This is a genomic window from Bradyrhizobium sp. B117 (assembly GCF_038969555.1).
In the GTDB taxonomy this organism is placed as follows: Bacteria; Pseudomonadota; Alphaproteobacteria; order Rhizobiales; family Xanthobacteraceae; genus Bradyrhizobium.
The window spans coordinates 8361959-8385889 of record NZ_CP152414.1 but is presented as its reverse complement, the minus strand read 5'-3'; the positions used below and the strand labels follow the sequence as shown (position 1 = coordinate 8385889).

Genomic DNA, 23931 nt, shown 5'->3' with positions numbered 1-23931 from the left:
AGACCATGTTCCGAAGACATCCGGTGGGCCGATCACCACTGGAGAGCGGCTTCCCTCCTTCCATCCGCGAAGCATAAGCAGCCGAGCTGCTTAGATCAGTGGGCGACGCCATCCAAACCAAAAGTTCTTATTACGAGCAGCTCGATCGTCACCTTGCTTCAAACGAACTTTAACCACTGATTAGGCCGCGTGAGCAGCTACCAAATCCGATAGGCTTGGAGCGCGACAGAATAGAAAACGGGTCCATGTTGGTGCGCAAGCTCCGAGACGGTCGCCCGAACGAGATCGCCGGCCGATTCATCGCCTGATCGTCGATTCTGTCACTGTTCCGGCACGGCTCGAAAATCGCTACTATTACTAAGAGCCGAGATCGCGATGCTTACGAAGGAGACCAGCGAGCGGACACCGCACACTCGGTTGTCTTACCACCGGGTTGGCGGCTCCGACGCAGAGAATTAACCGATAAGAGATGACTCGCCGCCCTCCTAGCGCTGAGCTGCCATCGTCCATAGTTACCTTGGTGCCGCAGCTTCGCATCGTGCTGTCCCCGCTAAGTGCGACGCCGCAATACGGGCGACGCTGATTCCCCCTCAATCTATTCGCGGCGTGGGTGAATGCGGTCACCAGCGACGAGCCTTCGCAGCCGGAACTGAACAATTCGGCCGGGCGCAGCGACCCCGGGTTGGTCGAAATGGCCCGCCCTGGGATGGTACCGGGGGCCTGCCGTGAAGGGGGCGGAGAGCGGTCGGCAACTTTCCGCGCGTGCCCACATTTCTACTGCAGCTTGACGCGGCTTGACGGGGCCATGAACCCGAGCCTCACGGTGTCACTGGGGCACCCGAAGAGACTCGAGAGTGGTGGGTGTTAGAAAAGCTAAGGTGGTCGTGCGCCGTGTCGACCAACGTGCATGATGCCGCACTAGAACTGACTCTATGCAAGCGCTGGGTCCGGGCCGGTGCGCGGCGTCAAAATATTCTACTTCGCAGATTTTCCTCCAATCGCCCGCGAAATTTGCGGTTTATTGGCGTGCACAGGCGCTATAGTTTGGCTTGCTCGGCTGTTTGAGGCAGCCCATATAAAGGCGGGCCGCGGTCGATTCTAAGCTTCAGAGACCGAATGAAGTGATCGGCCTGACGTCGGCGATAAACTTAAGGAACAATCTGATGGCGTACAGCACGATTCTCTACGAAGCCGATGATCGCGTCGCGTGGATCGCTTTGAATCGCCCGAGCAAAAGCAATGCATTGTCTCTCCAGCTTTGCGGCGAATTCCAAGATGCGCTCGCGATCGCCGAGCGTGATCCAGATGTGCGTGTGGTCGTTATCAAGGGAGCGGGCGGCCGGGCATTCTCCAGCGGCTTCGACCTGAGTCAAGACACAGCAGAGTTCGGGCCGTCGGATCGTGCTACTTGGACCTTTGATGATCTGAGCAGGTATTTCGATCACGCCAACAAGATCATGCGTTCCGTGTTCAACTGCTCCAAGCCAGTCATCGCGATGATCAACGGCTATTGCCTCGCTGGGGCCCTAGACTTGGCTATGTGGTGTGACGTCCGCTACTGCTCTGATGATTCGCGCTTCGGTGCGATCGAGGCACGGATGGGAATTGGCGACACGGAACTGCCGATCATGTCGCACCTGATCGGTCAGCGTTGTCGCGAGCTGGTTTACACAGGAGACATGTTCGACGCCGAGGAGGCGTGCCGGCTGGGCCTCGTAAACCGTATCTTTCCCAAGGATCGCCTTGAGGAAGAGGTCACGCGCATCGCGAAGCGTATGTCTCGGGTCGCGCTGCCAACACTGGTGTGGAGCAAGAAGGCACTCAACAATACACTCCTCGCGGCAGGGCTCGATTCTGCCCTGCGATACAGCGTCATCGCCGACGTGCTCATTAGCAATTCTGACTCTGAGTTTAAGCGTTTCCGCGAGTTGCAGCGCACTGAGGGTACGAAAGCAGCATTCAAGTGGCGTGACTCACTCTTCGCGCCATTCGAATCCGAGACATCATGGGTTGCTTCGCGCACCGCATCCAAACAGCCGGCTAAGGCTGACGATGGCGCGAGCTGACTGGCATTCAAGAGATGTTCCCAGCAACTCGCGGTGTGCGCGGCCCCGATAGGGGCGCGGTACATAGGTGCTTCAACCCGCGCTGCGGCGTTTACACGGTGGCCACGCAACGCCAATGCCGAATTCAGTAGGCGCGAGGGACGGAGCGTGCGCTGTGAAGCCGTTCCTTGGAAATTGCCCGCACATTAAGAACCGGTGCGCTCGCTGGCGCCATTGTCTTGGGTCTCGCTGGTTTGTTGGTGATGCCGTTATTCGGATTGCTGCGTGCGAGCTTCAAAATGGGATCACCGGGCGTGAGCGCGAGGTGCTGCTCACCACTCTGAGTACCCGGCGGAGCACCGGATCCACCTTTGGAGGACCGGCGCCATCGAGTCCACCTTCGCCACGGTGCGGTTGCGCATCAAGAAGACCGAGGGCGCGGGCAGCCTGAGCGAGGGACTGACCGATGGCCTACAAGCTGCTGGTGGCGCTCCGAGACCGCTGGCGAGCGGTCCGCACCCCACTTGGTCCCGCGGGCGCGGCCTTCTTGGACGGGATCAAGGTCGAGCGAGGAACGCCGACGCGTGATCATCGCTGGTTGCTTCACAGCTTGGAGCATCTGCTGATGGTTGTTGGGCGCCGCTTCTTTACGCCTGTGTCTAGGCTGATCGTGAAGACCAAAAACGTGCGGCATCTCTGACTCCGGCCACCCGCGATAGTAATGGGCGCCATCCGCATTCAGATCGACGCCGCGTGATTGAGGACGTCGACCTCACGAATGGCCTTGGCCTGCGCAGCGAGATGGACGGCGAAAGGCTTGTGGCTGACCTCGAGCCCCCGGGAAGAAGCGCCCCAGACTCTCCGGCCCCTGCAGCGATCTCTTTGCCGAGACCATGCTCGTCGCGAGAACGAGCGGCTCCACATGAGTGGTGCGCACGCGGAGCATCCTGTTTCTTTCAAGCAAGCAATGGAACGGCATCCAGCGCGGAGGCGTCTCCGGCCAGAGCGGACGAACTTTCGATCATCAGGGACGCCGGCGGGCGGACCGCGAAGCCGTCCCACTCATGTGGTGGCGTAAGGGATGCCGAGTTCTAATAGCCTCCTCGCCGACCGAGTGCGGCTCCTCATCGAGCGAGGCGCGGTGTGCGTCGGCGACCGGGTCTTCAGGGGCGAAGCATGGGCCTGGTCGCCACCGTGCCGTTCCCGATGGCCCTCCGCGGTACGTTGGCATCCACAGCGGCAGGCAGCCCAGACGCGATAACCGCCGGCGTGCACCTGAACTGGCGACTCCTGCCGGACACATCGATTATGACTCGCCGCGTGTCCTCGAATTGGGGGGCTTCCGATAACCGCTTGCGCCGCGTCCCAGCCGGCGCAAGGGCGACCAGCCGAGACCAGTGCCGACTTGAGTAGTGAAATCGGCATCAGGGGGTGCTTCCTGCCGGGGAACTCCTAACAGCCCGAGCTCGCGGCTCATCGTACGCACCGGCCTGCCAGTGCCGCCCGTTCACAGTGCCCCTGTGTCCGGATGGTCGCTCCAGGCGCGGAGCTGCGGGAGCCAGGCCGGGACCGCTGGTAAGCGGTCAACCCCCTACCTGGTCGCGCTCGTTCGCGCTGGCGCGACCTTCGTAGATGAAACCAAAGTCGAGAAGACCAAAGGAACGTCGCGTGATCATCACCGGCCGATCCACGACTCTTGATAATTTTCCCCGTCACTCAAATACATCTGTGCTTGGCACGCGGCCGGAAATCTGCCCTCCAATGGCGTCGTTCCCTTCAGTGGCTTTCGGGAATGCATAGAAGCCCAGGACGCTAATCGGGGAGGCCGCTTCAACACCGATCTGCGGCGGGCGGTCAATTTACTTGGCTAAACTAACACCATCCTCCTCTTCTTGCGCGAGGGCGCGTTGCCGACCGTCGATACGCTTATTGTCACCGCGTCTAGCGCGCGCGTCTACTTACAGTCGGCAACCCAAAACTACTCCGCCGCACAGGTCCGCCTAGGCAATTGAAGCGCGCTCAGATCGCTTCACGTGCATTCCCGATGTGGGATGATGCGGCACCTGATCGCATTAAAGCTTCGCACGCCTCCGATCGGACGCATAATTCCGACTAAAGCGGACAAAATTTGGTGAATTCGGCTTCAAACCCGCGCCTACGATCAACAACCCTGCTCGTTCCTACTTTACGAGTAGGTACGCCTCGGCCGCGAAAAGGGGAGGCCATTTTCTAAGTTGCCGAGAACAAAGTCACTTTCATCTTCACTGGGAGGAGGATCGGGGAAATGAAAAGGCGAACATTTCTAAAGTTCACGACAGCGGCTGCTGCCGGTGCTGTGGCTGCGCCGTACGTCCACGCTCAGTCGAAAAAATTTGCGGGCATTACGTTGCGTTTGAACGGATGGGGGGGGGCGTGGGACGAAGCCATTACGAAGAGCGTGGCGGCGCCACTAGAAGAGAAGTATGGACTCAAGGTCGAAATGGCTGTCGGCGCACAAGCAACGCAGTTCGTCAAGCTAGTCGCGGACAAGGACAACCCTCCGTTTGACCTGTTTCAGTGTGATAGCTCTGTGATGGTCGAGCTCCTCAAGGCCGGCGCCATCGAAGAGATCAAAGCCTCAGACGTTCCCAATGTCGAACGCATCCTTCCCGGTTTCCGCGAATTTGGCGATTATGGCGTGCCGTTTAGCTTCGCGGCCATCGGTCCGGCGTACAATCCAAAATTCATCAAGAAGCCGCTGACATCTTATTCTGATATGGCTCGGCCAGATCTGAAGGGGCGCGTGGCCCTTTACCCCGCGACCGCAACCGCCAGCCTATACCTTCTTGGCTTCGCCGAAGAAAACGGTGGCTCGATCTCAAACATGGAGCCAGCGTGGAAGATCCTTGAGGCGGCGAAGCCGAATATAGCCACTCTCGTGCAGGGAAATACCCCCCTAATGCAGATGTATCAAAGCGAAGAGAGCTACGCAGGTATATTCTGGTATGGTGGCGCCTATGAGTTAAAGAGAAAGGGTTTTGCCATCGAGTTCGCGGTCCCAGCCGCGGGCATTTACGCGCCGCTCACCTATCTTAACGTCGTCAAGGGCATGAAGTTTCCGGAAGCCGCGCACGCTTTTGCGGAGCAGCTGCTCTCTGATCAAGGGATGCTCGCTCTACCTGAGGCGATCCGACAGGAGGTAACCATCGATGTCAAATTGCCGGAAGACCTTCGCAGGGACCTCCTGTTCACCTCGCCTGAGCGCATTGCCCTGAAGAAGAGCGTTGACTGGGAAAAGTGGACGGCAGGCCGCAGTGCTCGGATCGAGCAGTTCAATAGAATCATTCGAAGCTAGGCCGTCGCTTGATCCGCCGACCGAGAAATCCAGGATGCTAATCGGGGGAGGCGGGCACCGCCCCCCGATCAGCTCGCACATTAACCCGGCAAACGCGCTCATTCCGCTCGGCGATCTTGCTACCTGCTTGGCCTAAATAACCACCATCCCCCTTCGTGCACGAGGGGGTGTGGTCGCCGATACGCTTATCGCCCCGCGTCAAGCGCGCATGGTCCAGACGAGAGAGATTCCTAGTTAGTTGGCAGCGACGTTGCTTCCAAGAACGTTGCAACGCTCGACCTCGGCGATGTCGATGTGGAAATAGCCAATCGGATAAGCCTTGAACTTCTTCTTCAAGGGCTTGCCGCCTTCGACCTCCGGCAATCGGCTGATGCCGTGGCGCTGGAGGCAACAATGCAGGGATGACCGCATCAGATGCGGGATGGTCGGCTGCAGCGCATAGAGGCAATCGTCGAGTGGCAGCAGCATATGCCGCCGGAAAGCGACAATGATCGTCTCCTCCTCGATGGAAAGGATGGTCGACCTGGCTTCCTTAGGGCCAGTCGAACGAGCGGCGACGGTCTCGCGCTGCTTCCACTTCGCAACAGTCTTCTGCTTGATCCCGGAGCGCTTGGCGAGACCTCTCAGGCTCTCTTGACTATTTGTATTGCTCGACGGACTGCCTGCGTCGGTCGTGGTGGCGTGTCCCATAGGGCATCCTTCGAATCATGCGATAAGACTGAACCATCAAAGCTTGGTACGCGTCCGGTGGCCCGCCAATTCTCCTTCCGACCATAGCGCCCACCGGGATGTCGATGAGGCGTGACAGCCCGCGCCACAGGACCGTATTGCCGGGCGGCGGATCGCTGGCGCGGGCGAGATAACCCCCGAGCCGGGCGATCTTGGTCAGGTGGTGCGAGAGCGTTTTCCGTCTTGCTTTTGGTTTGTCGTTGACGAGGCGATCGAGCACACCAACTTCAGTCGCAGTCAACGCGAGGGTTGGGGTCGCGCCTGGGGCGGAACGGTTGAGCATCGTCATCCAGAAGACCCGCCAACTCAGGATGCAAAAGAGCGAGATCAGGTTGGTCAGACGCTGGGCGGTCCTAAGCTTCGACTCCTCAGCTTTGCAGCCCGATTTGAGGATCTTGTGGAACACCTCGATCTTCCATCTCAAACCATACCATTCCAGCTTCTCAATCGCGTCGGTGCGGGAACCAACAGGCAGGTCGGTGATCAGCTTCCAATCGATCTTCTTTCTGTTCTTCGGCGTCCCGGGCTCTTTGGCATGGATCACCGTCAGGGTCAGAGCGGGATAGCGCTTCTGCTTTCCGATCGGCGGCAGGATGCGAATCTTCCGATACCTGATCTCAAGAACGGCCTGGACGGGATCGCCATTGCTGTCTCTGACTTCGATGCGATGGAGCCCTTTGACGGCGACCTCGTCCATTTCGTCGACGATCGTGTGATCCCCGTCTCCAGCCAAGCGATCGACGCAAGTCCTGATCAGGAAATGAGTTCCGATCTCCTGTGCTGCGCAGAAAAGCTCGTAGATGTCACTCTCGCGATCACCAGTATGGATGCATCGTCCTGGATGATCCAAGAGTTGCGTAGACTGCTTGAGATTTTCCAACCACCGGACGCTTTCTTTTTTCTCGATGGGAATCCGGGTCGGATTGATCTTCTTTTTAAGCGCTGCCGTCCCCTTGAATTTCTTCCGGGTCCAGAACTTAACGGCCGCCAACCCCAGCGGCACCCCCTCGGTTGTAACCGCGAGGCTCGAATGCATCAGGATGCCGCAAACCGTGTGCGATCTGAGGCGACCTGCCTTATCCCGTCCACTGTTGATGCTCTTGGTGATGCCGATCGCTTCTGACTTCTCGCGTTGATAGCTGAACTCGGTTGTATCGTGCAGCACAAGAACGAGACCTTCAGTGGCGGTGGCACGATCACGTGTCGATTGGAAATGGCCGGCCAGAATGTCCGCTTCGCTGACCCGGTCGTTAGAGAAGAAGCGGTAAGCTGCCTTGGTATTCGCCCAATCCTGGCAGACGAGCGGAATGCTTTGTCCCATGGCGCTTCCAATCTGCGAGAGCAGTTTGCGGAATCTGTCGCCGAGCCGCGCATCCCTAAACTCGCATCCACTACTCTCTCGATCAATCCAACATTCACCTTCCAAGGACCGCAAACAGCCTTTTACCGATCGATCCCTAAATCCCCGTGGGTCGGTCAAAATCCCCCGGGTGTGGTCACCTGAAACTCCCCCACCTGATGATCGCGGTCAGCGCCGCTGAACAGCGGTAACCGGTCAGGCAGGACGTTTATTTTCGGTCCCTTTAGCCAGCAAGGGGCCGGGGAGTTGAACGTCTTGAAGCCACACCTGCAAAGCACGGTATTTACGCTACTCGATCGCAACGCCAGCCAGCGCGAGATCCACAGGCTGACGGGGATCGATCGCAAGACGATCCGGCGTTACCGGGCGCTGCGGGCCGGTGCGGCCCCCGGGGAAGTGACCACCGGCCCGGTGAGCGTGGACGGCCAAATTCCTCCACCCCGACCACCGGCTTCTGAGGCATCGGGAGCGACGGTCACCAGCGGCCTGGCCCGCTCGGCTTGCGAACCATATCGGACGTGGATCGAAGAACAGGTCCGCCTGAAGCGGAATGCGCAGGCGATTTACCAGGACCTGGTCGACCAATTTGGCTTTCCGTCCAGCTACCAGAGCGTCAAGCGGTTTGTGCGCACGTTGCGACACAGCGATCCCGAGCAGTTTGATCGACTTGAGTTCCTGCCCGGCGAGGAGGCCCAGGTCGACTATGGCGAGGGCGCTCTGACGACTGATCCCAGGAGCGGCCGGTACCGCCGTCCCCGCCTGTTCGTGATGACGCTGCGCTACTCGCGGCGCAGCTTCCGGCGGGTGGTCTGGCAGTCCAGCCAACACGTCTGGGCGCAGCTCCACGAAGAGGCGTTCCGGTATTTTGGCGGGGTCCCCAGCTATGTCGTGCTCGACAATCTGAAGGAAGGCGTCCTCAAGCCGGATTTGTACGAGCCCGAGCTCAACCCGATTTACAGCGCGATGCTGGCTCATTACGCCGTGGTCGCCGATCCCGCGCGGGTGGCCGATCCCAATCGGAAAGGCTGCGTCGAGAGTGCGATTCAACATACCCAGGGCACCGCGCTGGCCGGACGGCGCTTCGAGACACTGGAAGCCCAGAACGAGTTCTTGAGGCACCGGGAAGAGAATTGGGCCTCCAAGCGCATCCACGGCAGCACGCGTCGTCAGGTCGAGGCGATGTTCCAGGAGGAGAGGCCACACCTGCGGCCGTTGCCAGTGGCTGCCTTCCGCATCTTCACCGAGGTCGTTCGGACCGTCTGCGACGATACCACCGTGCGTGTTGATAGCAGCTATTACGCCGCGCGGCCTGCGCCCATCGGCAGTCAGGTCGTGGTGCGGATCTACGCCTCCACGATCGAGATCCGTGATCGCCACACCCATGCGCTGCTGCGTGTTCATCCCCGGATGACGCACTCCGGTTCTGTCGTCCTGCCGACCAGCGAACGGCCGTTCAATCCGTCGCGGCAAACCGCCGTGCTGCTGGCGAGCGCCGAGCGCATCGGGCCGCAGACCAGGGCGCTGTGCCAGCAAGTGTTCGACACCGAGGGGCGCCCCGGACAGCGCGCGATGTGGGGCATTGTCAGGCTGGGCCGGAAGTATCCGGCACGGCTGGTCGAGCAGGCCTGCGCGCACGCCGTCGAGAACCGCATCTACCGCTACAAGCACGTGCGTGCGACCGTCGAGCGGTTGTTCGAACAGGCGATCGCGCAGGTTGGAGCGACGCCACAGCCGGCATCGTCGCTCACCCAGGATCATCCGCTGATCCGCGCTCCAGCCGAATACGGCGATCTCTTCAGCCGTGCCGTGCGGCACGATGCCGGCGACAATGGCCGGCAGGCCGAGGCTCACGACGACCGCGCCCCTGCAACCCGCGCTCGTGGCGCCTGCGCAACCCCGGCCAGCTCCGGCGCCACGAGCGCTCCCGCGGCTTCTCACCTCACACTGGAGACCAAACCACATGATGACCATGCCGGAAATTGAACGCTGCCTGCGACAGCTGCGCCTGTCGGGCGTCCGCGACACGCTGCAGACGCGCGTGCTGCAGGCGCAGGGCGCAAACCAACCCTTCCTCGAGACCTTCTCCTTGATCCTGCAGGACGAACTGGATCGTCGCCAGTCCCGCCTTATCGAGCGGCGCTACCAGCAATCCGGGCTCGATGAAAAACTGACGCTCGCTGAGTTCGACTGGTCCTTCAATCCCAGATTGCCGCGCCAGACCTGCTTCCAGCTCCCCACCCTGGCGTTCATTGCCGCCGGCGAAAACGCGCTGCTTGTCGGCAAACCTGGCACCGGGAAGTCCTACATCGCCAAGGCGATTGCCTATCAGGCGATCCTGCAAAGCCACAAGGTCCAATATCTTGAGACCGACGACTTCTTCCACCGCTACGCCATGAACTCCTCGGCACAACGCGAGGTCCGGCTGCGAACCATCATCGACTGCGATCTCCTCGTGCTGGACGATCTGTTCCTCGCACGCGCCATCCCCGACGACGCCGGCGCATTGCTGCAGACCCTGATCCATCAGCGCTACAAACTGCGCCGCAGCGTCATCGTTACCTCCAATCGCGTCGTGCAGGACTGGGGGACATACCTGGGGGACAACACCATGAGCACGACGATCCTCGATCGCCTGATGCATCATTGCCATCTGCTTGAGTTCGACGGACGCAGCTATCGGCTCAAAGAGGCCGCTGAAACTCTTGCCCGGGAAACAAAGGCAAACTAACAATCACCATGTCCTGCCTCGGGGTGGAGGAATTTGACTGACCATACCCGGAGGAATTTGAAGTGACCCGCGGGGAAATGTCAGGCCCATAGAGCACCCCTCGCGAATCAGGTGCTCAGAAAGGAATCACAAGTGATTCTTTCGATTCAAGATTTCCCCGATCAGCGGATCAGCCCGAGCGATCAAAGTTATGGGTAATTGAAAGCCTCACCGGGCGGATACAAAGCTTGGGACTAAACAGGCGAATGGAACAGTGTCTTCCGACGCTTCAGCCGGTGGGGCGCCAAGGGGGGCTGGCTGCTTATGTTCGAGGCACTCGCAGATGATCCGGACTTTGAATACCTGATCGTTGAGTCTATCGTCCGCGCCCACCAGTACGCCAGCGGACCAGCACGCCAGCGGCGCAAAAGGGGGCTCAAAATCAGGCTATCGGACGTTCGCGCGGCGGCCTGACGACCAAAATCCATATGGCGGTCCGTGGCTTGGGTTGCCCGGTCCGCTTCTTTCTAACGGCAGACCAAGCCGGCGATGCGCCTCAGGCCCAGCCGCTCGTCGACGGGCTGCCAGCCGAGGTCGTGATAGGCGATGCGGCCTATGATTCCGATGCGTTGCGATCCGCGATCGCCGCAACAGGCGCCCAGGCCGTCATTCCGAACAACCCTTCGCGGGCAATCAAATATAATCTCCTCTATGTCGAGCGTCATCTGATCGAATGCTGCTTCTCGAAATTGAAGCTGTTCAGGCCCCTTGCAACTCGCTACAAAAAGACGGCGCGAAATTACTTCGCCGTCGTCGGGATTTTCTTGGTGTTCTGCGGGAGCCCCTTTCGGCGCCGTATACGGAGATACGGAGAGCTGCAATTAAATCTGAGGTTTTCGATCAGCGCGATGTTCAACCCAAACGCGCCAGCAGCGTGGGATCAAGTTGGCCAAGGGGGGATCGCGGCCACACTGCTCTTTGCTTCTGCACCTCGGTCCGACCGGTCATATCTGATCTTGGGTGGACTAAGATCGAGTTCGTTGATCACCGGAACCGAGACAAGAGCTTCACAAACGGGTCCCTGCGATACGCCATCGATCAGAATCTCGGCGGTCATGAGTCTTCGCCGTGGATCGGCCTGAGACGGTGCAGTTGCTCCAAGCACTATCTCACCATGCTCCCCCGGCTGAAGCGTAATGTGTTCCCACTGTCCACGCGAACTCCAACCGAATGCCGGAAGAAGGCGAGCGCTGTAGACCGCCGTGTGCTCGAAATTGTTGCGAAGCTTAATCGTGTAAGCGACATCGCTGTTCGGAAGGGCCTCTGAAAGATATGGCAGCATTCGCGCCCAGAATAGATCGATGAAATGGTTTGCGGGTTCGCCGACGATATCGCGGAATGCTGCCTCCTTACGTTCGATGTAGTCAGTGTACTCGGCGATTCGCGCCTGGTTCATATTAAAGAGCTCGCCGTGTCCGGGACATACGAGATCAGGCTTCGTCGCCCGGATCACGTTCGCGCAGCGGCGATGCATCTCCAATTGAAAGCTGTTGCGCATCACTGTAGTCTGCATGGCGACCTCGCGCTCAATCCCTCCGGCCTCCGGATTGAAGAGAACCAGATTATCCCCCCCAAAGACGATCCGCTTGCCATCGATGTTACTGAGCACGAGTGCGTGGTATTCGGTTTGACCTGGGGCGTAATGAACCTCGAAATCGAAGCCTCTCCAGTGGAATGCCTCACCATCACGCAGAGTCCGTTGCACTTCGATCGGTTTGTGGAGGCAACATGGTGTACTCGCCCACGCAGCAGGATCGGCAATGACCGCGGCGATACAATCGAGAGCCCAACACTGTGTGCCGAAGTGTCGCTGAAGGAACGGTATTCCGCAGATATGGTCGTTATGAATGTGCGTGGGAACGACGACTTCGATGTCTTGGACTCCATAGTCGTCGCGCAGTTGATCGATATGATGCTCGATGAATCGGAGGGCCTGCAGGCCATCGTGATCGTTGCCGAAATGGAGATGTCCCACAGAGGCTAATCCGTAGTCAATCAGCATCGCATGGCCGCTTCCACTCAGCACAACGTAAAAATTTGAGCAGGTGTAAGGTCCCGCCCAGAGCAGATGTTCCGTAATCGGCTGCAGTCTACTCTCGCGAATAGTCTGCCAGTCTTTGAAGCCGGTGTTCCGGCCCGACGTAAGAAGCCTGCCCATACTAGCGAGTGTCTCGAGCCTCAATTCAAGCCTTCCAATATCCGCCTTGACCTCACCGACTGGCACTCCATGCGACGGATACGCTGTTTGGACGTCCTCCTTCTTTAAGGCAAGGATCGATTGCATCGTGAATTCAATACCAAGAAGATCACCATAGCTGTACTCCATTGCATGAAGTTGATAAAGTCTTCCGCCGCTGGTCATCAGATCACCTGTAAAGGCGACCCTCTCGCCATCCACGTCTGCGATCAGGCAGACCATGCCATATGTATGACCCTTGGCGGGGAGGACGTAGAACTCGTACTCCTTCCAGGTAAAAGTGCCGTAGTCTTCAAGAAGAGCATCGACCGGAAGATTTGCCCCTAGCGAGAAAAAGGTGTTGCTGTCGTTGTAGTTGTCATAGATACCGCGCGCTTGCCAGTAGGCTTCGACATTGTCGAACAGGTGACGTTCGTATTCCGGAACGGCAATTTTTGCGCCGGCCTTCTGTACAACAGGCGTTCCCCAGCACTGATCCCTGTGATGATGCGTATGTAGAACCCAGTCGACACGCTCGATACCGATAGCAGCAAGATGCTGCATAATGGCGCCGGATGCCGTATCGATCAGCAGGCACTCCGTGCCACTTTTCAGAACGTAAACGTTACAAGTATCCCGAAACTCCCAAAGGTTCTTGGAGCGTTGGATCAAAGACATTTCATCTCCGTCAGGTACTGCGATGCCGCGCAGCCTGTCCGAGCGCCACCGCAACAGCTCGACTGTGATCAGCATCGCGTTGGCGTGACTCCGCGACATCTCCGACAGAAGTCACTTTGTCCTTCACGGAATTAAACGCACCCATAGAGCTGATTTTTATCAATGTGGCGCTCAAACAGCCGAAATTCTGCGAAGATCAGGTAAATACGAGCTTTGGTATCAACGGCGTTTTCTACCGCAGGACGCCTGAGCCTGGTCAGAGGCTTCGGTCTCGCTGCAAAACCCTTGAAACGCTAACCCCTGCCGGATGAAAGTTCAGTGGCAGTCAAGCGTTAGCCAATCATGTTGTAAGTAACGTGCGCCGGCGAAGTGGTTTGTGAGTGTGTAGGTAAGGTGTCGATGATGGGTCCGACCGCACCTCATAGACCGCCGACCGGAGTTGCTTTGAGTTTGGCGAAGGCATTCTCGATCGGGGTTAAAATCTGGAAGCTCGGGGACGAGGACTACTTAGCGCCGGCTTACCGCTGCCGCGCTGGATTACGAGGACTAGATCCTCGTCATGCCGGCGATCCTTCTGAAAGTCGGGCGACCTTGTGGCTTGCTCGCGCCAACGCCAAAGTTGACGAGACAAAGCTTCCCGTTTTGGCGACAAGGCGCAGATTTTCTGCTTCGCTGCTGCCTACATAGATGAATATCAAGCCTCCGGGGCCGGTACTAGTTATCCTCCCAGCATGTCAGTGAAGGAGAAGATCAAGATGATCTCCGAGGTATTCATCACCTGTGCGGTCACGGGGGGGGGCAAGGCGCCGAGTAGCCCGCATGTGCCGGTGACCCCGGAAGAGATTGCAGAGTCCGCCATTGAGGCCGCGCGGGCAGGAGCGGCAGTGGTGCACATCCATGTTCGCGATCCCGAAACCCGGCGAGGCTCGCGTGATCCGGCTTTGTATCGGGCAGTGGTGCAGCGGATTCGCAAGTCAGATGTGAATCCTGTGATCAACTTGACCACGGGAATGGGCGGCGACCTGGTATTGGGGGAACCCGAGTCTCCTCTGCCGCCGAACCCGGCAGGGACCGACATGGCGGGCGCGCTTCAGCGGATGGTGCATGTGGAAGAGCTGCGCCCCGAGATTTGCACACTGGATTGCGGCACGATGAACTGGGGTGCCCGCAGCCAATACATTATGGTGAACACCGCCGGGACAGTGCGCGCGATGGCCGCACGTCTGAAGGAGCTCGGTGTGCGTCCAGAGCTCGAGGTGTTCGATACCGGTCACTTGGTGCTGGTGCGCGACTTGATCGACGAGGGGCTGATCGACGATCAGGCGTTGATTCAGCTATGCTTGGGAATTCGCTACGGTGCGCCGGACGATCCGACCACGCTGATGGCGCTGGTGCACCAGCTTCCGTCCCGGGCAGTCTACTCGGCCTTCTCCATTGGACGGATGCAGCTTCCATATGCAGCGTTGGCCCCTTTGGTTGGGGCGAACGTGCGGGTAGGCTTGGAAGACAACCTTTACCTCTCTCGCGGGCGGCTGGCGACCAACGCCGAGCTCGTGGGTCGGGCTGTCGAGATTCTCGACAGGATGGGAGTGCGAGTAATGAGCCCAGATGAAGTGCGCCAAAAGCTTGCGTTGAAAGTCCAGCTGTAGGAGGCGGAAGTTATGTCTGAGGCGCGGGCGCGAGCGATCGGGCTGTTGGGCGGCGGGGTCATCGGCGGCGGATGGGCGGCGCGGTTTGTCCTCAACGGAGTGCACGTGCAGCTATATGACCCCGCGCCTGGTGCGGTCGAGCGCGTGCAGGAGACTCTAGCCAATGCACGACGGGCATATCAGCGGCTGACGATGGCCCCCCTGCCCGCCGAGGGGGCATTGATCGTGGCGAACTCGGTCGCGGAAGCGGTGCGCGGCGTAGAACTCGTGCAGGAGTCCGCATCGGAATGCCTCGAGCTTAAGCAGCAGCTCCTCGCCTCCGCCAGCCGGGCGGCGACCCCTGAGACGCTGATTTGTTCATCGACCTCGGGCCTGCGGCCATCTTTGCTTGCGAAAGAGATGAATCACCCCGAGCGCCTGCTCGTCTCGCACCCGTTTAACCCACTGTATTTGCTGCCACTCGTTGAATTGTGCGCAGCACCAGCTACTGCGCCCGAGACGCTCGAGCGGGCGGCCGAGATCTACCGGTCAGTAGGAATGCACCCGGCCCTGGTGCGCAAAGAGGTGGACGGGTTCGTCGCGAATCGACTGCAGGAGGCGCTATGGCGCGAGGCGTTGTGGCTCGTCCACGACGATCTAGCAACCGTCCAGGAAGTCGATGACGCGATTTGTTACTCTTTTGGATTGCGCGCACCGATCCTTGGCCCCTTCCGCATCGGCGCCGGTGAAATCGGCATGCGCCAGCACATGGCGATATGGGGGCCCGTGACGCTGAACCTGCCCCGGAGGAAGCTCGCCGACGCACCCGAGCTCACGGAAGCGTTCTTAGATAAACTCGCGGAGCAGTCAGAGGCCCGAGACGATAACCAGAAAATACCTGAGCTTCAACAGAAACGTGACGACTGCCTCGTCGCCGTGCTGCAGGGGCTACGCGCTCAAGGCTACGGCGCAGGCGAGACGCTCGCTCGCTGGGAAAAGGGGCTCAGGGACCGCGCTCCTCAGCTCACTCGTGCTTCCGGCCAGTTGGAGATGACGCGGCAGATACCGTCTGACTGGATCGACTACAACGGCCACCTCACTGAGAGCCGCTACCTCCAGCTCTGTGGAATCGCCACAGACAACTTGCTCACTTATGTCGGCATCAACGCCGAGTACCGCTCAAAATTCGGCAGTTATTATACCCTCGAGACACATCTGTCCCATCTCGGGGAGCTGTACGCCGGGGAACGCGTCCAGGTGCTCACGCAAGTCCTCGGTGCTGACGACAAGCGCCTTCATGTCTTTCACGTCCTCACGCGCGAGGGTGACGAGAAGCCGGCAGCCACAGGCGAGCAAATGCTGATTCACGTGAAGGCCGGCAGCGGACGCAGCGGACCGGCGCAGGGAAGCGTACGCAAGCGCATGCTTGAGCTTGCGCGCAAGCACGCAGAGCTGTCTCGTCCGGAACGCGCTGGCGCGAGCATCCGCTTACGCTGAGCCACGAAATCATTGACGGCACGCGACGATCGTCGCGAAGCTCGCTTGCACTCCGGAGCCTTCGCTGGAGTGACTACCGCAACCCTGCTTCTAGCTAGTATCACTGGCAATTGCACCTAGATCGCGATGTGGGGGCGCTTGCCGCTGGTTCACCAACGCGAGGAACCGATCACCTGGTTGCGCCGCTCGGAAAATACGATCGCCGCGCCTTTGATGAAGTCGTTGTGACCGGCGTGACAGTTCAATTGGGCTGGCAGCCGAATAGTCAAGCGCTCGCCCTGGCATACGCTGGCTATCCGACTTGCGCCAGTGAGCTGCTGCCGGCTTGATGGACACCGAGATTAGGTGTTTCATGAAGCTGGAGGTGGGCGATGAAGAGAAAGAAGTTCAGTCGTGAGTTCAAGATCGACGCGGTCAAGCTGGTTAGGGGTGTCGGTGGCGCAGGCCGGGCGCGACCTGGATGGTCATGAGGACGTTCTGCGCAAATGGGCGAAAGAGTTCGGCTCCGATCCGGTGCAGGCCTTTCCCGGCACGGGCAGATGAAGCCGGAGCAGCAGGAGATCGAGCAGTTGCGCCGTGAGGTCGCCAAGTTGAAGGCCGAGCGGGATATCCTAAAAAACCATCACGGGCCCAAGCCCGCCTGTGCGCGGTAGAAACGGGCAGCGCCGATGCTATCTTCTCGACCTGGAGGGTAGCGGAGGCACAGTCCCCGTTAAAAAAAACGTGGTCCATGGGTGGAATGCGAACTTGAGAATGCTGACGCTTTCGGACGGCGATCCCGATTAGGAAGATGACGGTTGGCATAACCCAGACCCTCCAGCCCCATTACTGGACGGAGGAGTTGCAATGCCGAAGACGCTTGCCTGTGGCCGCCCGGAGTTAAAGCCGGTCAACGTCGGAGCCGCCGCTATCGACATTAGGTCAAGAATGCACATGGCAGCGGTCAGGGTGCACCGACACGCCGGTGCGTGCTTTTGGCAAATCCAGGCAGGACGTGCACGAACTGGCGGACTGGTTCAAAGCGTGCGGCATAGTCAGTGTCGCGATGGAATCGACGGGGGTCTATTGGATCCCCGTCTACGAGATCCCCGAGCAGCGAGGGTTTCGAGGTCATTCTGGTCAACGCACGTTACGCCAAGAACGTGCCTGGACGCAAAACTGATGTGAGTGACGCCGCTTGGCTGCGCCAGCTTCATTCCTACGGTTGCGTTTACGGCGTCCTCGGTGTTGATCTGACTGAGACCCATGGGTTGGGCCCATCACTCGCGTTGAAACTCATCCGCGACGGCGGCACGGAGGTGAAGGGTTGGCCGACCGCCAAGCACTTCACCTTCTGGCTGTGCCTTGCGCCAGGTAACAAGATCTCGGGTGGCAAGATACTATCTTCGCGCACGCGACGATCGTCCAGTCGAGCAGCGGCACTGCTGCGGCTTGCAGCCACGACGGTTGGGCGGAGCGATACGGCGCTTGGCGCATTCTATCGACAGATGGTTTTGCGCGCGGGTAAGGCAAAGGCGGTGACGGCGGCCGCGCGCAAAATCGCGGTTCTGTTCTACAATACGCCGAGGCACGGCATGGCCTACAAAGATCCGAATGCTGATTGCTACGAGGAATAATATCGATCTGCGGCGACGTCCCAAGTCACTCGGATTCGTCCTGCAAGTGGACCCGGGGGGCCAAGTGACTGTTTCTTAAGAAGGCCGCAACCTTCTTGGCGAAGGAAGCGACATGAAGTTCGTCTTCATCGCGAAGCACCGGGCGATCTGGCCGGTGGCATGGCTATGCGATGCGCTGGGGGTGTCGCGGTCGGGCTTCCATGCCCGGCTGAATCGTTCGCCCAGCGCCAGATCCCGCAGCGACGAAGAACTCGGCGGCAAGGTGAAGGCCAGCTTCATGGCGAGCGACCGCACCTATGGTGCGCGCCGGGTGTGGCGTGATCTGCTTGCCGATGGGGCGGACTGTGGCCTCCACCAAATCGAACGGCCGATGCGCCTGCAAGGCTTGCGGGCGCGGTCGCGACGCCGGTGCTCGGCGAAGGACAGCGGCGATCGACAGCTCGAGGCCGTGCCGGCGAACCTCCTTGACCGGCAGTTCATTGCCGAGCGGCCGAACCAGAAGTGGATCGCCGACTTTACGTATCTCTGGACGGCCGAGGGCTAGCTGTACGTCGCAGCAGTGATCAACTTGTTCTCACGCCGGGTGGTGGGTTGGTCGATGAGCGCCGCCATGACAGCTCAATTGGTGACAATGCTCTGCTGATGGCCGTCTGGCGACGCGGCAAGCCGGACGCACTGTTGCATCAATCCGACCAAATTCCCCATATAGCTCAGGATCTGCAATTCAAGAAGCCCGGAACGAGGTGCCGCTGATAAGCCGCTCTGGTCGAGCCGGCGATAGTCCCAACCACATTGAAGTCCTGATTCTGCCGTTAAAGCGTAGCACCGCAACGCCTTGCGCGAAGTTTCAGCATATTTGGCACAGCGACCTCGGATGTCGTCCGGCCAAGATCTGTCTCATTTCGTATCTGTGCCATTTCCAGCCGGTGCGGGAACGACAAGCGCATCGACGGCGACGATACCTTGCTTGCGCACGAAGAGTGGATTGATATCGATCGAACGTATTTGGTCACCCAGGTTTCGCGCAATCGTATCCAGCCGCCTCACCGCACCGATCAGACCTTCTATGTCGAGCGGAGGGGCGCCACGAAACCCGCGCAGAAGCTTCTGTACGCGCAGTTCAGCGAGCATCTCCTCCGGCTCGCCGACCCGAAGACCCGAGGGGCGAAGTGCTGCGTCATTCATGATCTCCGTCCAGACCCCGCCCTGACCAACGAGTACGAATGATCCGAGGTCGTCATCGGTCTCCAGACCGAGGATCATCTCGATTCCATCCCGTACGTACGCTTGGATGATCAGGACTTGCGCGCCGGCCGCGAAGAGCTTTGCCGCTGCTGCGGACAATTCTTGCGCATCTCGCAGGTTTACTATGACGCCGGATAGCTCGGTTCGATGCAGCACGTCCGTGTCGCCAATCTTCGCAACGACCGGGTATCCGACTTCGTTTGCCGCGCTAATAGCGGCATCAACGCTCGTTACGAAACGGCTGTCGACGACCGGAATGCCTGCAGCGGCCAAGAAATCCAGGGCCGGCCTTCCCGCGAACGGCTTTCCCCCGAAATCCTTGAGTTGCTTTGTCATGCTCAATTTGTCGATCGGCAGCTCGTCTGCGATGGGCAGCGCGGGCCGCGCCCATGTCACGGCGCGATCGAGAGCCCCAAAAATTTCCCGCTGACCTACAACCACGACGTTCTTGTCCAGAAAATGCTCGACCTTCTCAGACGATATCGAACCATCCACCGGCGCAATCAGCGTGACGAGTTTGCCGGTCTTCGCGGCGGCCTCCGCCGCGCAGGCACCCCACATGTCGGCTATCGTGCCGTTCCTGTTGGAGTGATTCGGATCATACAGGGTAGCGAAAATGTCAACATTCGGGTCGCTCGCGATCGTCTCAAAGATCTGCCTGGAGCCCTCCTCAAGGTCCTTGATCCCCCAAAAATCCAGCGGGTTTCTGACGGCCATGTTGTCGGGCAGGAGGCTACGAATCGCTTGCACTGTGTGCGGCTGAAACTCAGCATAACGGACCGATGCGCACTTCTCCAACTCGTCCGCATACATTTGGACCATGCCACCTGACGAACAGGCCATTCCAAGCCTCCCTTCGCCTGGAGACCGCCCGGATTGTGCAACAATGACGGAGGCAAGGAACTCCTCGAACGAGTCCACCTGCACAACGCCATGTCTTTTGAACAGCTCGCGATAGAACCGGTATGGCGCGGTAAGTGCGCCCGTATGCGCAGTAGCGAGCTCTCGAGATGCCTCCGTGCGCCCTGGTTTGAGAAGGATGACGGGTTTGCCGGCGGCACGCGCCCGATCGCATTCGTAGAAGAACCGCTCGGGGTCATGAATTGCTTCGATGAAGCCGCAAATCACTCGTACGTGCGGGTCGTCCACGAAGTAACGAAGGAAATCGGCACTCCCGGTGACAGCTTCGTTTCCGGCGGTGATGACGTGGCTCCAACGTACCCCGCGCCTACTTCCGAGCAAAGCGAGTCTCGTTCCTCCGCCTTGCGAAATAAACGCAACGCCGCCGGGTCTCAGCACGTCGAATGGTCCGCTGTTGACGTGCACGCGATCAACCCAATTGATCACGCCACCAGAGTTCGGACCAAGAACGGCCATCCCGGATGCACGCGCGATTTCCACAATCCGTGCTTGCGCTGCCGCCCCTTGCTCTGTTCCGGACTCTCCGAATCCGATCTGAGGGATTACCGCCGCCCGCACCCCGACTTCTGCGGCTTCTTCAAGGGCCGCCAGCGTTGCTTCGCGGTTTCGCAGGATGAGTACCGCCTCCGGTACGAACGGCATGGCCTTGAGAGACGGATAGCACGGGTAACCAGCGACCGTTCCGTAGCCGGGATTCACCCCAGCCACTTTCCCCGAGTACCCGATGCGCCTGTAATGCTCGAGGGCTATACGACGTACGTCCGAAGTCGGGCTTGCGCCGATCACTGCGACCGAATTCGGCCGGAAGAGTGCCGATAGCCCGCTCTGGCTAGCCTGCGTCGATCTCGCGGAACGGGAGCGTGGAAGCACCGAATCATCCTCTTTGCAATGGGGCGGCTGCATCAAGCTGCCGGGAAACCGAAACTTTAAGACCTGTCGATGCCAAGAAACCGCAAAGTTCGGGCGCGATGGGACGAAATTCTGCGAAGTACATTATTTTCGCGCCGCCCCTGGGGTGTGACATGCGCTTGCCGGAATCTGTACCGCGCGGCATCAGGTCGAGGCGTCCCAGTTCGCCAGGTTGTTGGTCCTGGTGGCCTGGGCTCGATTGGCCCTTGATGCTGTGCAGCGCGGCATGACCTTGCCTAGCGTTCTTGCCCACGCGCCAGCAGTCCTTCGCGCCCAGCCGTCCTAGCCGTCCGCCTCGGCATGCCCCCGCAGGATCTGTGCCGACAGGACGCCGTGGCCGATCCTCCTGCACGGTCCGTAGTCGCGCGTTCCGACGACAGTTGCGTTTGTATTCGCTAGGACTGATCCGCGCACGTTGGAGGCCCGGCTAGTTAACTGTAGCGCGCTCAGATGGTCTCACGTGCATCCTTTTGTCGAACGGGGGTGGCTCCTGACCGCATCAAAGCTTCGCAGGCCGCAGATACCACGCACGATTTCGACAAGACCGGCCAAAATTTGGCGAATTCGGCTTCAAACCCTCGCCTAGGATCATAGCCCTTGCTCGCGCCGCTTGCCGCGCTTTCTGCCTTTACCAGCAGGCGCGGCTGCTTGGCCAAAAAAGATCATCTTCTAACTTTTCAAAGCAAGTAACTGTCGTCTTCACTGCGAGGAGATCGGGAAATGAAAAGGCGGACATTTTTAAAGTTCACGACAGCGGCTGCTGCGAGTGCTGTGGCCGCACCCTACGTCCACGCGCAGTCGAAAAAATTTGCCGGGATTACATTGCGTATGAATGGGTGGGGTGGCCGGTGGGACGCAGCGCTTGCGAACGCGGCCGCCCCCCTAGAGGAGAAGTACGGGCTGAAGATTCGATTGGATGTCGGCACTTCAGCTGCGCAGACAGTGAAGCTAATCGCCGAGAAGGACAGCCCCCCCTTTGACCTGTTTCAGGGTGACAGCTCTGTCATGGTCGAGCTCCTCAAGGCCGGCGTCATCGAAGAGATCAAGGCGTCAGACGTTCCCAATATTAAACGGATTCTTCCCGGTTACCGCGAATTTGGCGACTATGGTGTGCCATTCAGCCTCTCGGCCATCGGTCCGGCGTATAATCCAAAATACATCAAGCAGCCGCTGACATCGTACTCGGATATGGCCCGATCCGATCTGAAGAGTCGCGTGGTCCTCATAGCTGCGACCACAAGGACCAGCAGCCTTTATCTTCTTGCGTTTGCCGAGGAAAACGGTGGCTCGGTCTCGAACATGGATCCCGCGTGGAAGATCCTTGAAGCGGCGAAGCCGAATATTGTCGCCCTCACGCCATCCCAAACTCCCCAACTGCAAATGTATCAAGCAGAAGAGGCCTATGCAGGCATCTTCTGGAACGACGGTGCGAATCAACTAAGGGACAAAGGTTTTCCTATCGAGTTCGTTGTTCCGGAGAAAGGCATTTACGCGACGCTCACCTATGTCAACGTCGTGAACGGCATGAAGTATCCAGAAGCCGCGCACGCCTTTGCAGAGCATCTGCTTTCCGATGAAGGAATGCTCGCACTAACTGGAGTGTCCCGGCAGGACGTAACCACCGACGTCAAATTGCCGGACGAGCTTCGAAAACAACTCCTGTTCACCACTCCCGAGCGCATTGCCTTGAAGAAAAAGATCGATTGGGAACTGTTTTCGGCAGGCTTTAGTGATCGCATCGAGCGATTCAACAAAATCGTTCGAACCTAAGTGGTCCCTGGATCCGCCGAGCGAGAAGCCTTACGCCGCTGATCGGGCACTGTTATGGCACAGTCCGATCAGCGCCGACCCGCCTAGCAAGCGCGCTTTGTCATCGTCCGGCGGGCGCGCTGCTACTCACCATCCCATCGGCATTAGCCGCGTTTCGCCGACCGCCCAAACAGCCTTAGGCGTGCCGAGGCGTCGCACGAAGACGCAGCCATCCGACAGCAGTCGGCCAGAGCGAACGGCAGAAGGGGGATCTAGGGCAGAGTCGCACTCCGCAGTCGGTGCTTCCACGCTCCGACTAAACTTGGAATCAGGGGCGTTCCGTAGGGGCTCGCATCACGACAAACTCACCAAGCTTGGCATAGACTGGTCCGCCAAGCCGGGCCAACGGCCGCAGCTTCGCCTGGTCGATCTTGCCTTCCTTTAGGAGATGATCGGCGATGTGGAAACACACTACCTCGCCAACCAGATTCTCGTCCCGGTCGCTTCCGAATTCGAGAATCTGATGCAGGCGGCATTCAAGGCTAATCGGTGCGGCAGCGATGCGCGGAGACCGGACAATGCGGCTTGGGGTGACCGCTATCCCCAGCGCCTCGGTCTCACTCACCCCGGGCGGATAGAATGCCGAAGTCTGGTGCATGACTGCCGCAAGGTCCTCGCTCACGACATTGAGCACAAAATCGGCACTGGTGGCCGCATTGCGGGCGGTGTCCTTCGACGCCCCATCACGACGCGCGCAATTCACTATCACCATCGGCGGTCGAATGCAGAGTATGGTGTAGGCGCTGAACGGTGCAGCATTGACGATGCCGTCCGGCGAGACCGTTGTCAGCCAAGCGATTGGCCGCGGCACAACTGAGCCGATCATAAGTTTGTAAGCCGCCTCGTAAGACAGCGTCTTTGCATCAATCTCCATGATGAAAACGGTACGTGAAAGCGCCGCGGAAATGGAGCAAAAGCCCGGCATGATTGCAGAAATTCCGCGTTTGTCCGGCGACACTGCACGTTTCCACAATGAAGTTGCGTCGGCTGCCCCAACTGCGAAGTACGCTCGCCAACCGCTCACCAAAAATCGTCGCGGCGATCCTGCATGTTCTTCGGCTACATTAAGTAGTTGCGTCCGTCATCTCGGCTTTCTCCGCCTAGCCGAGAGAATGAGGCAGGGGAAGAACAATTCGTGTCGGTGCGCGAACTGGCGGGACTGCTAGATGCTCGACGCCCTAGTCAGAGTATGTTCCATGGCGCTCGAGACGGCCTCT

The 23931-nt window shown here is 59.3% G+C and carries 12 protein-coding genes and 5 pseudogenes; 12 read left to right on the top strand and 5 right to left on the bottom strand.

The genetic code is table 11. The features are described from left to right. Nucleotides 1-1163: 1163 nt before the first annotated feature. The 3 genes and pseudogenes from AAFG16_RS40185 (at nucleotide 1164) to AAFG16_RS40175 (ending at nucleotide 5379) form a co-directional block, all read left to right on the top strand. Nucleotides 1164-2066, top strand: coding sequence for an enoyl-CoA hydratase/isomerase family protein (locus AAFG16_RS40185; protein WP_342734289.1), 903 nt, complete (start codon nucleotides 1164-1166; stop codon nucleotides 2064-2066). Nucleotides 2067-2387: 321 nt separating this feature from the next. Continuing rightward, nucleotides 2388-2559 (top strand): annotated as a pseudogene (locus AAFG16_RS40180) (IS256 family transposase); the annotation flags it as partial. Between the two features lie 1770 nt (nucleotides 2560-4329). Continuing rightward, entirely contained in the window at nucleotides 4330-5379 is a 1050-nt protein-coding gene (locus AAFG16_RS40175) for an extracellular solute-binding protein (protein WP_342734287.1), read from the top strand. A 276-nt stretch (nucleotides 5380-5655) separates the two neighbouring features. Here AAFG16_RS40175 and AAFG16_RS40170 read toward each other — a convergent pair. Next, a pseudogene (locus AAFG16_RS40170) lies at nucleotides 5656-6069 on the bottom strand (IS481 family transposase); the annotation flags it as partial. Beyond that, nucleotides 6017-7534 carry an IS4 family transposase gene (locus AAFG16_RS40165; protein ID WP_342734285.1) on the bottom strand — a complete coding sequence of 506 codons (1518 nt, stop codon included), beginning with the start codon at nucleotides 7532-7534 and terminating at the stop codon, nucleotides 6017-6019. The gene AAFG16_RS40165 and the pseudogene AAFG16_RS40170, both read right to left, overlap by 53 nt. 144 nt (nucleotides 7535-7678) lie before the next feature. Between AAFG16_RS40165 and istA the strand changes: the two genes are divergently transcribed. From istA to AAFG16_RS40150, 3 genes and pseudogenes are all read left to right on the top strand, one after another. Continuing rightward, the gene (gene istA, locus AAFG16_RS40160; RefSeq protein WP_342741053.1) at nucleotides 7679-9451 is read left to right on the top strand and encodes an IS21 family transposase; all 1773 of its coding nucleotides are present in this window, start codon (nucleotides 7679-7681) and stop codon (nucleotides 9449-9451) included. Next, nucleotides 9429-10196, top strand: coding sequence for an IS21-like element IS1631 family helper ATPase IstB (gene istB, locus AAFG16_RS40155; protein ID WP_342734283.1), 768 nt, complete (start codon nucleotides 9429-9431; stop codon nucleotides 10194-10196). Before istA ends, istB begins: the two co-directional genes overlap by 23 nt. Before the next feature lie 240 nt (nucleotides 10197-10436). Next, nucleotides 10437-10996, top strand: a pseudogene (locus AAFG16_RS40150) (IS5 family transposase); the annotation flags it as partial. A 119-nt stretch (nucleotides 10997-11115) separates the two neighbouring features. Here the strand turns inward: AAFG16_RS40150 and AAFG16_RS40145 are convergent. Then, nucleotides 11116-13164: an MBL fold metallo-hydrolase gene (locus AAFG16_RS40145; RefSeq protein ID WP_342734281.1), complete on the bottom strand. Its 2049-nt coding sequence runs from the start codon at nucleotides 13162-13164 to the stop codon at nucleotides 11116-11118. Between the two features lie 680 nt (nucleotides 13165-13844). On the opposite strand from AAFG16_RS40145, the gene AAFG16_RS40140 reads away from it, so the two are divergent. The 5 genes and pseudogenes from AAFG16_RS40140 to AAFG16_RS40120 all read left to right on the top strand — a co-directional run. Next, complete coding sequence (locus tag AAFG16_RS40140; RefSeq protein WP_342741052.1) at nucleotides 13845-14738, top strand: 3-keto-5-aminohexanoate cleavage protein; 894 nt, start codon at nucleotides 13845-13847, stop codon at nucleotides 14736-14738. A 12-nt stretch (nucleotides 14739-14750) separates the two neighbouring features. Further along, complete coding sequence (locus tag AAFG16_RS40135) at nucleotides 14751-16214, top strand: 3-hydroxyacyl-CoA dehydrogenase NAD-binding domain-containing protein (RefSeq protein WP_342734279.1); 1464 nt, start codon at nucleotides 14751-14753, stop codon at nucleotides 16212-16214. Between the two features lie 371 nt (nucleotides 16215-16585). Continuing rightward, nucleotides 16586-16831 (top strand): annotated as a pseudogene (locus tag AAFG16_RS40130) (transposase); the annotation flags it as partial. A gap of 546 nt (nucleotides 16832-17377) precedes the next feature. Then, nucleotides 17378-17830 (top strand): transposase, encoded by a 453-nt coding sequence (locus tag AAFG16_RS40125; protein ID WP_342734277.1) that lies wholly within the window; start codon nucleotides 17378-17380, stop codon nucleotides 17828-17830. A 79-nt stretch (nucleotides 17831-17909) separates the two neighbouring features. Beyond that, nucleotides 17910-18543: pseudogene (locus AAFG16_RS40120) on the top strand (IS3 family transposase); the annotation flags it as partial. A 184-nt stretch (nucleotides 18544-18727) separates the two neighbouring features. Here the strand turns inward: AAFG16_RS40120 and AAFG16_RS40115 are convergent. Further along, complete coding sequence (locus AAFG16_RS40115) at nucleotides 18728-20899, bottom strand: acetate--CoA ligase family protein (protein ID WP_342734275.1); 2172 nt, start codon at nucleotides 20897-20899, stop codon at nucleotides 18728-18730. A 726-nt stretch (nucleotides 20900-21625) separates the two neighbouring features. On the opposite strand from AAFG16_RS40115, the gene AAFG16_RS40110 reads away from it, so the two are divergent. Further along, nucleotides 21626-22675, top strand: coding sequence for an extracellular solute-binding protein (locus AAFG16_RS40110; RefSeq protein ID WP_342734273.1), 1050 nt, complete (start codon nucleotides 21626-21628; stop codon nucleotides 22673-22675). Nucleotides 22676-22982: 307 nt separating this feature from the next. Here the strand turns inward: AAFG16_RS40110 and AAFG16_RS40105 are convergent, their stop codons facing one another. Further along, nucleotides 22983-23672, bottom strand: a complete 690-nt coding sequence (locus AAFG16_RS40105; protein WP_342734271.1) for a flavin reductase family protein — start codon at nucleotides 23670-23672, stop codon at nucleotides 22983-22985. Between the last annotated feature and the right edge of the window lie 259 nt (nucleotides 23673-23931).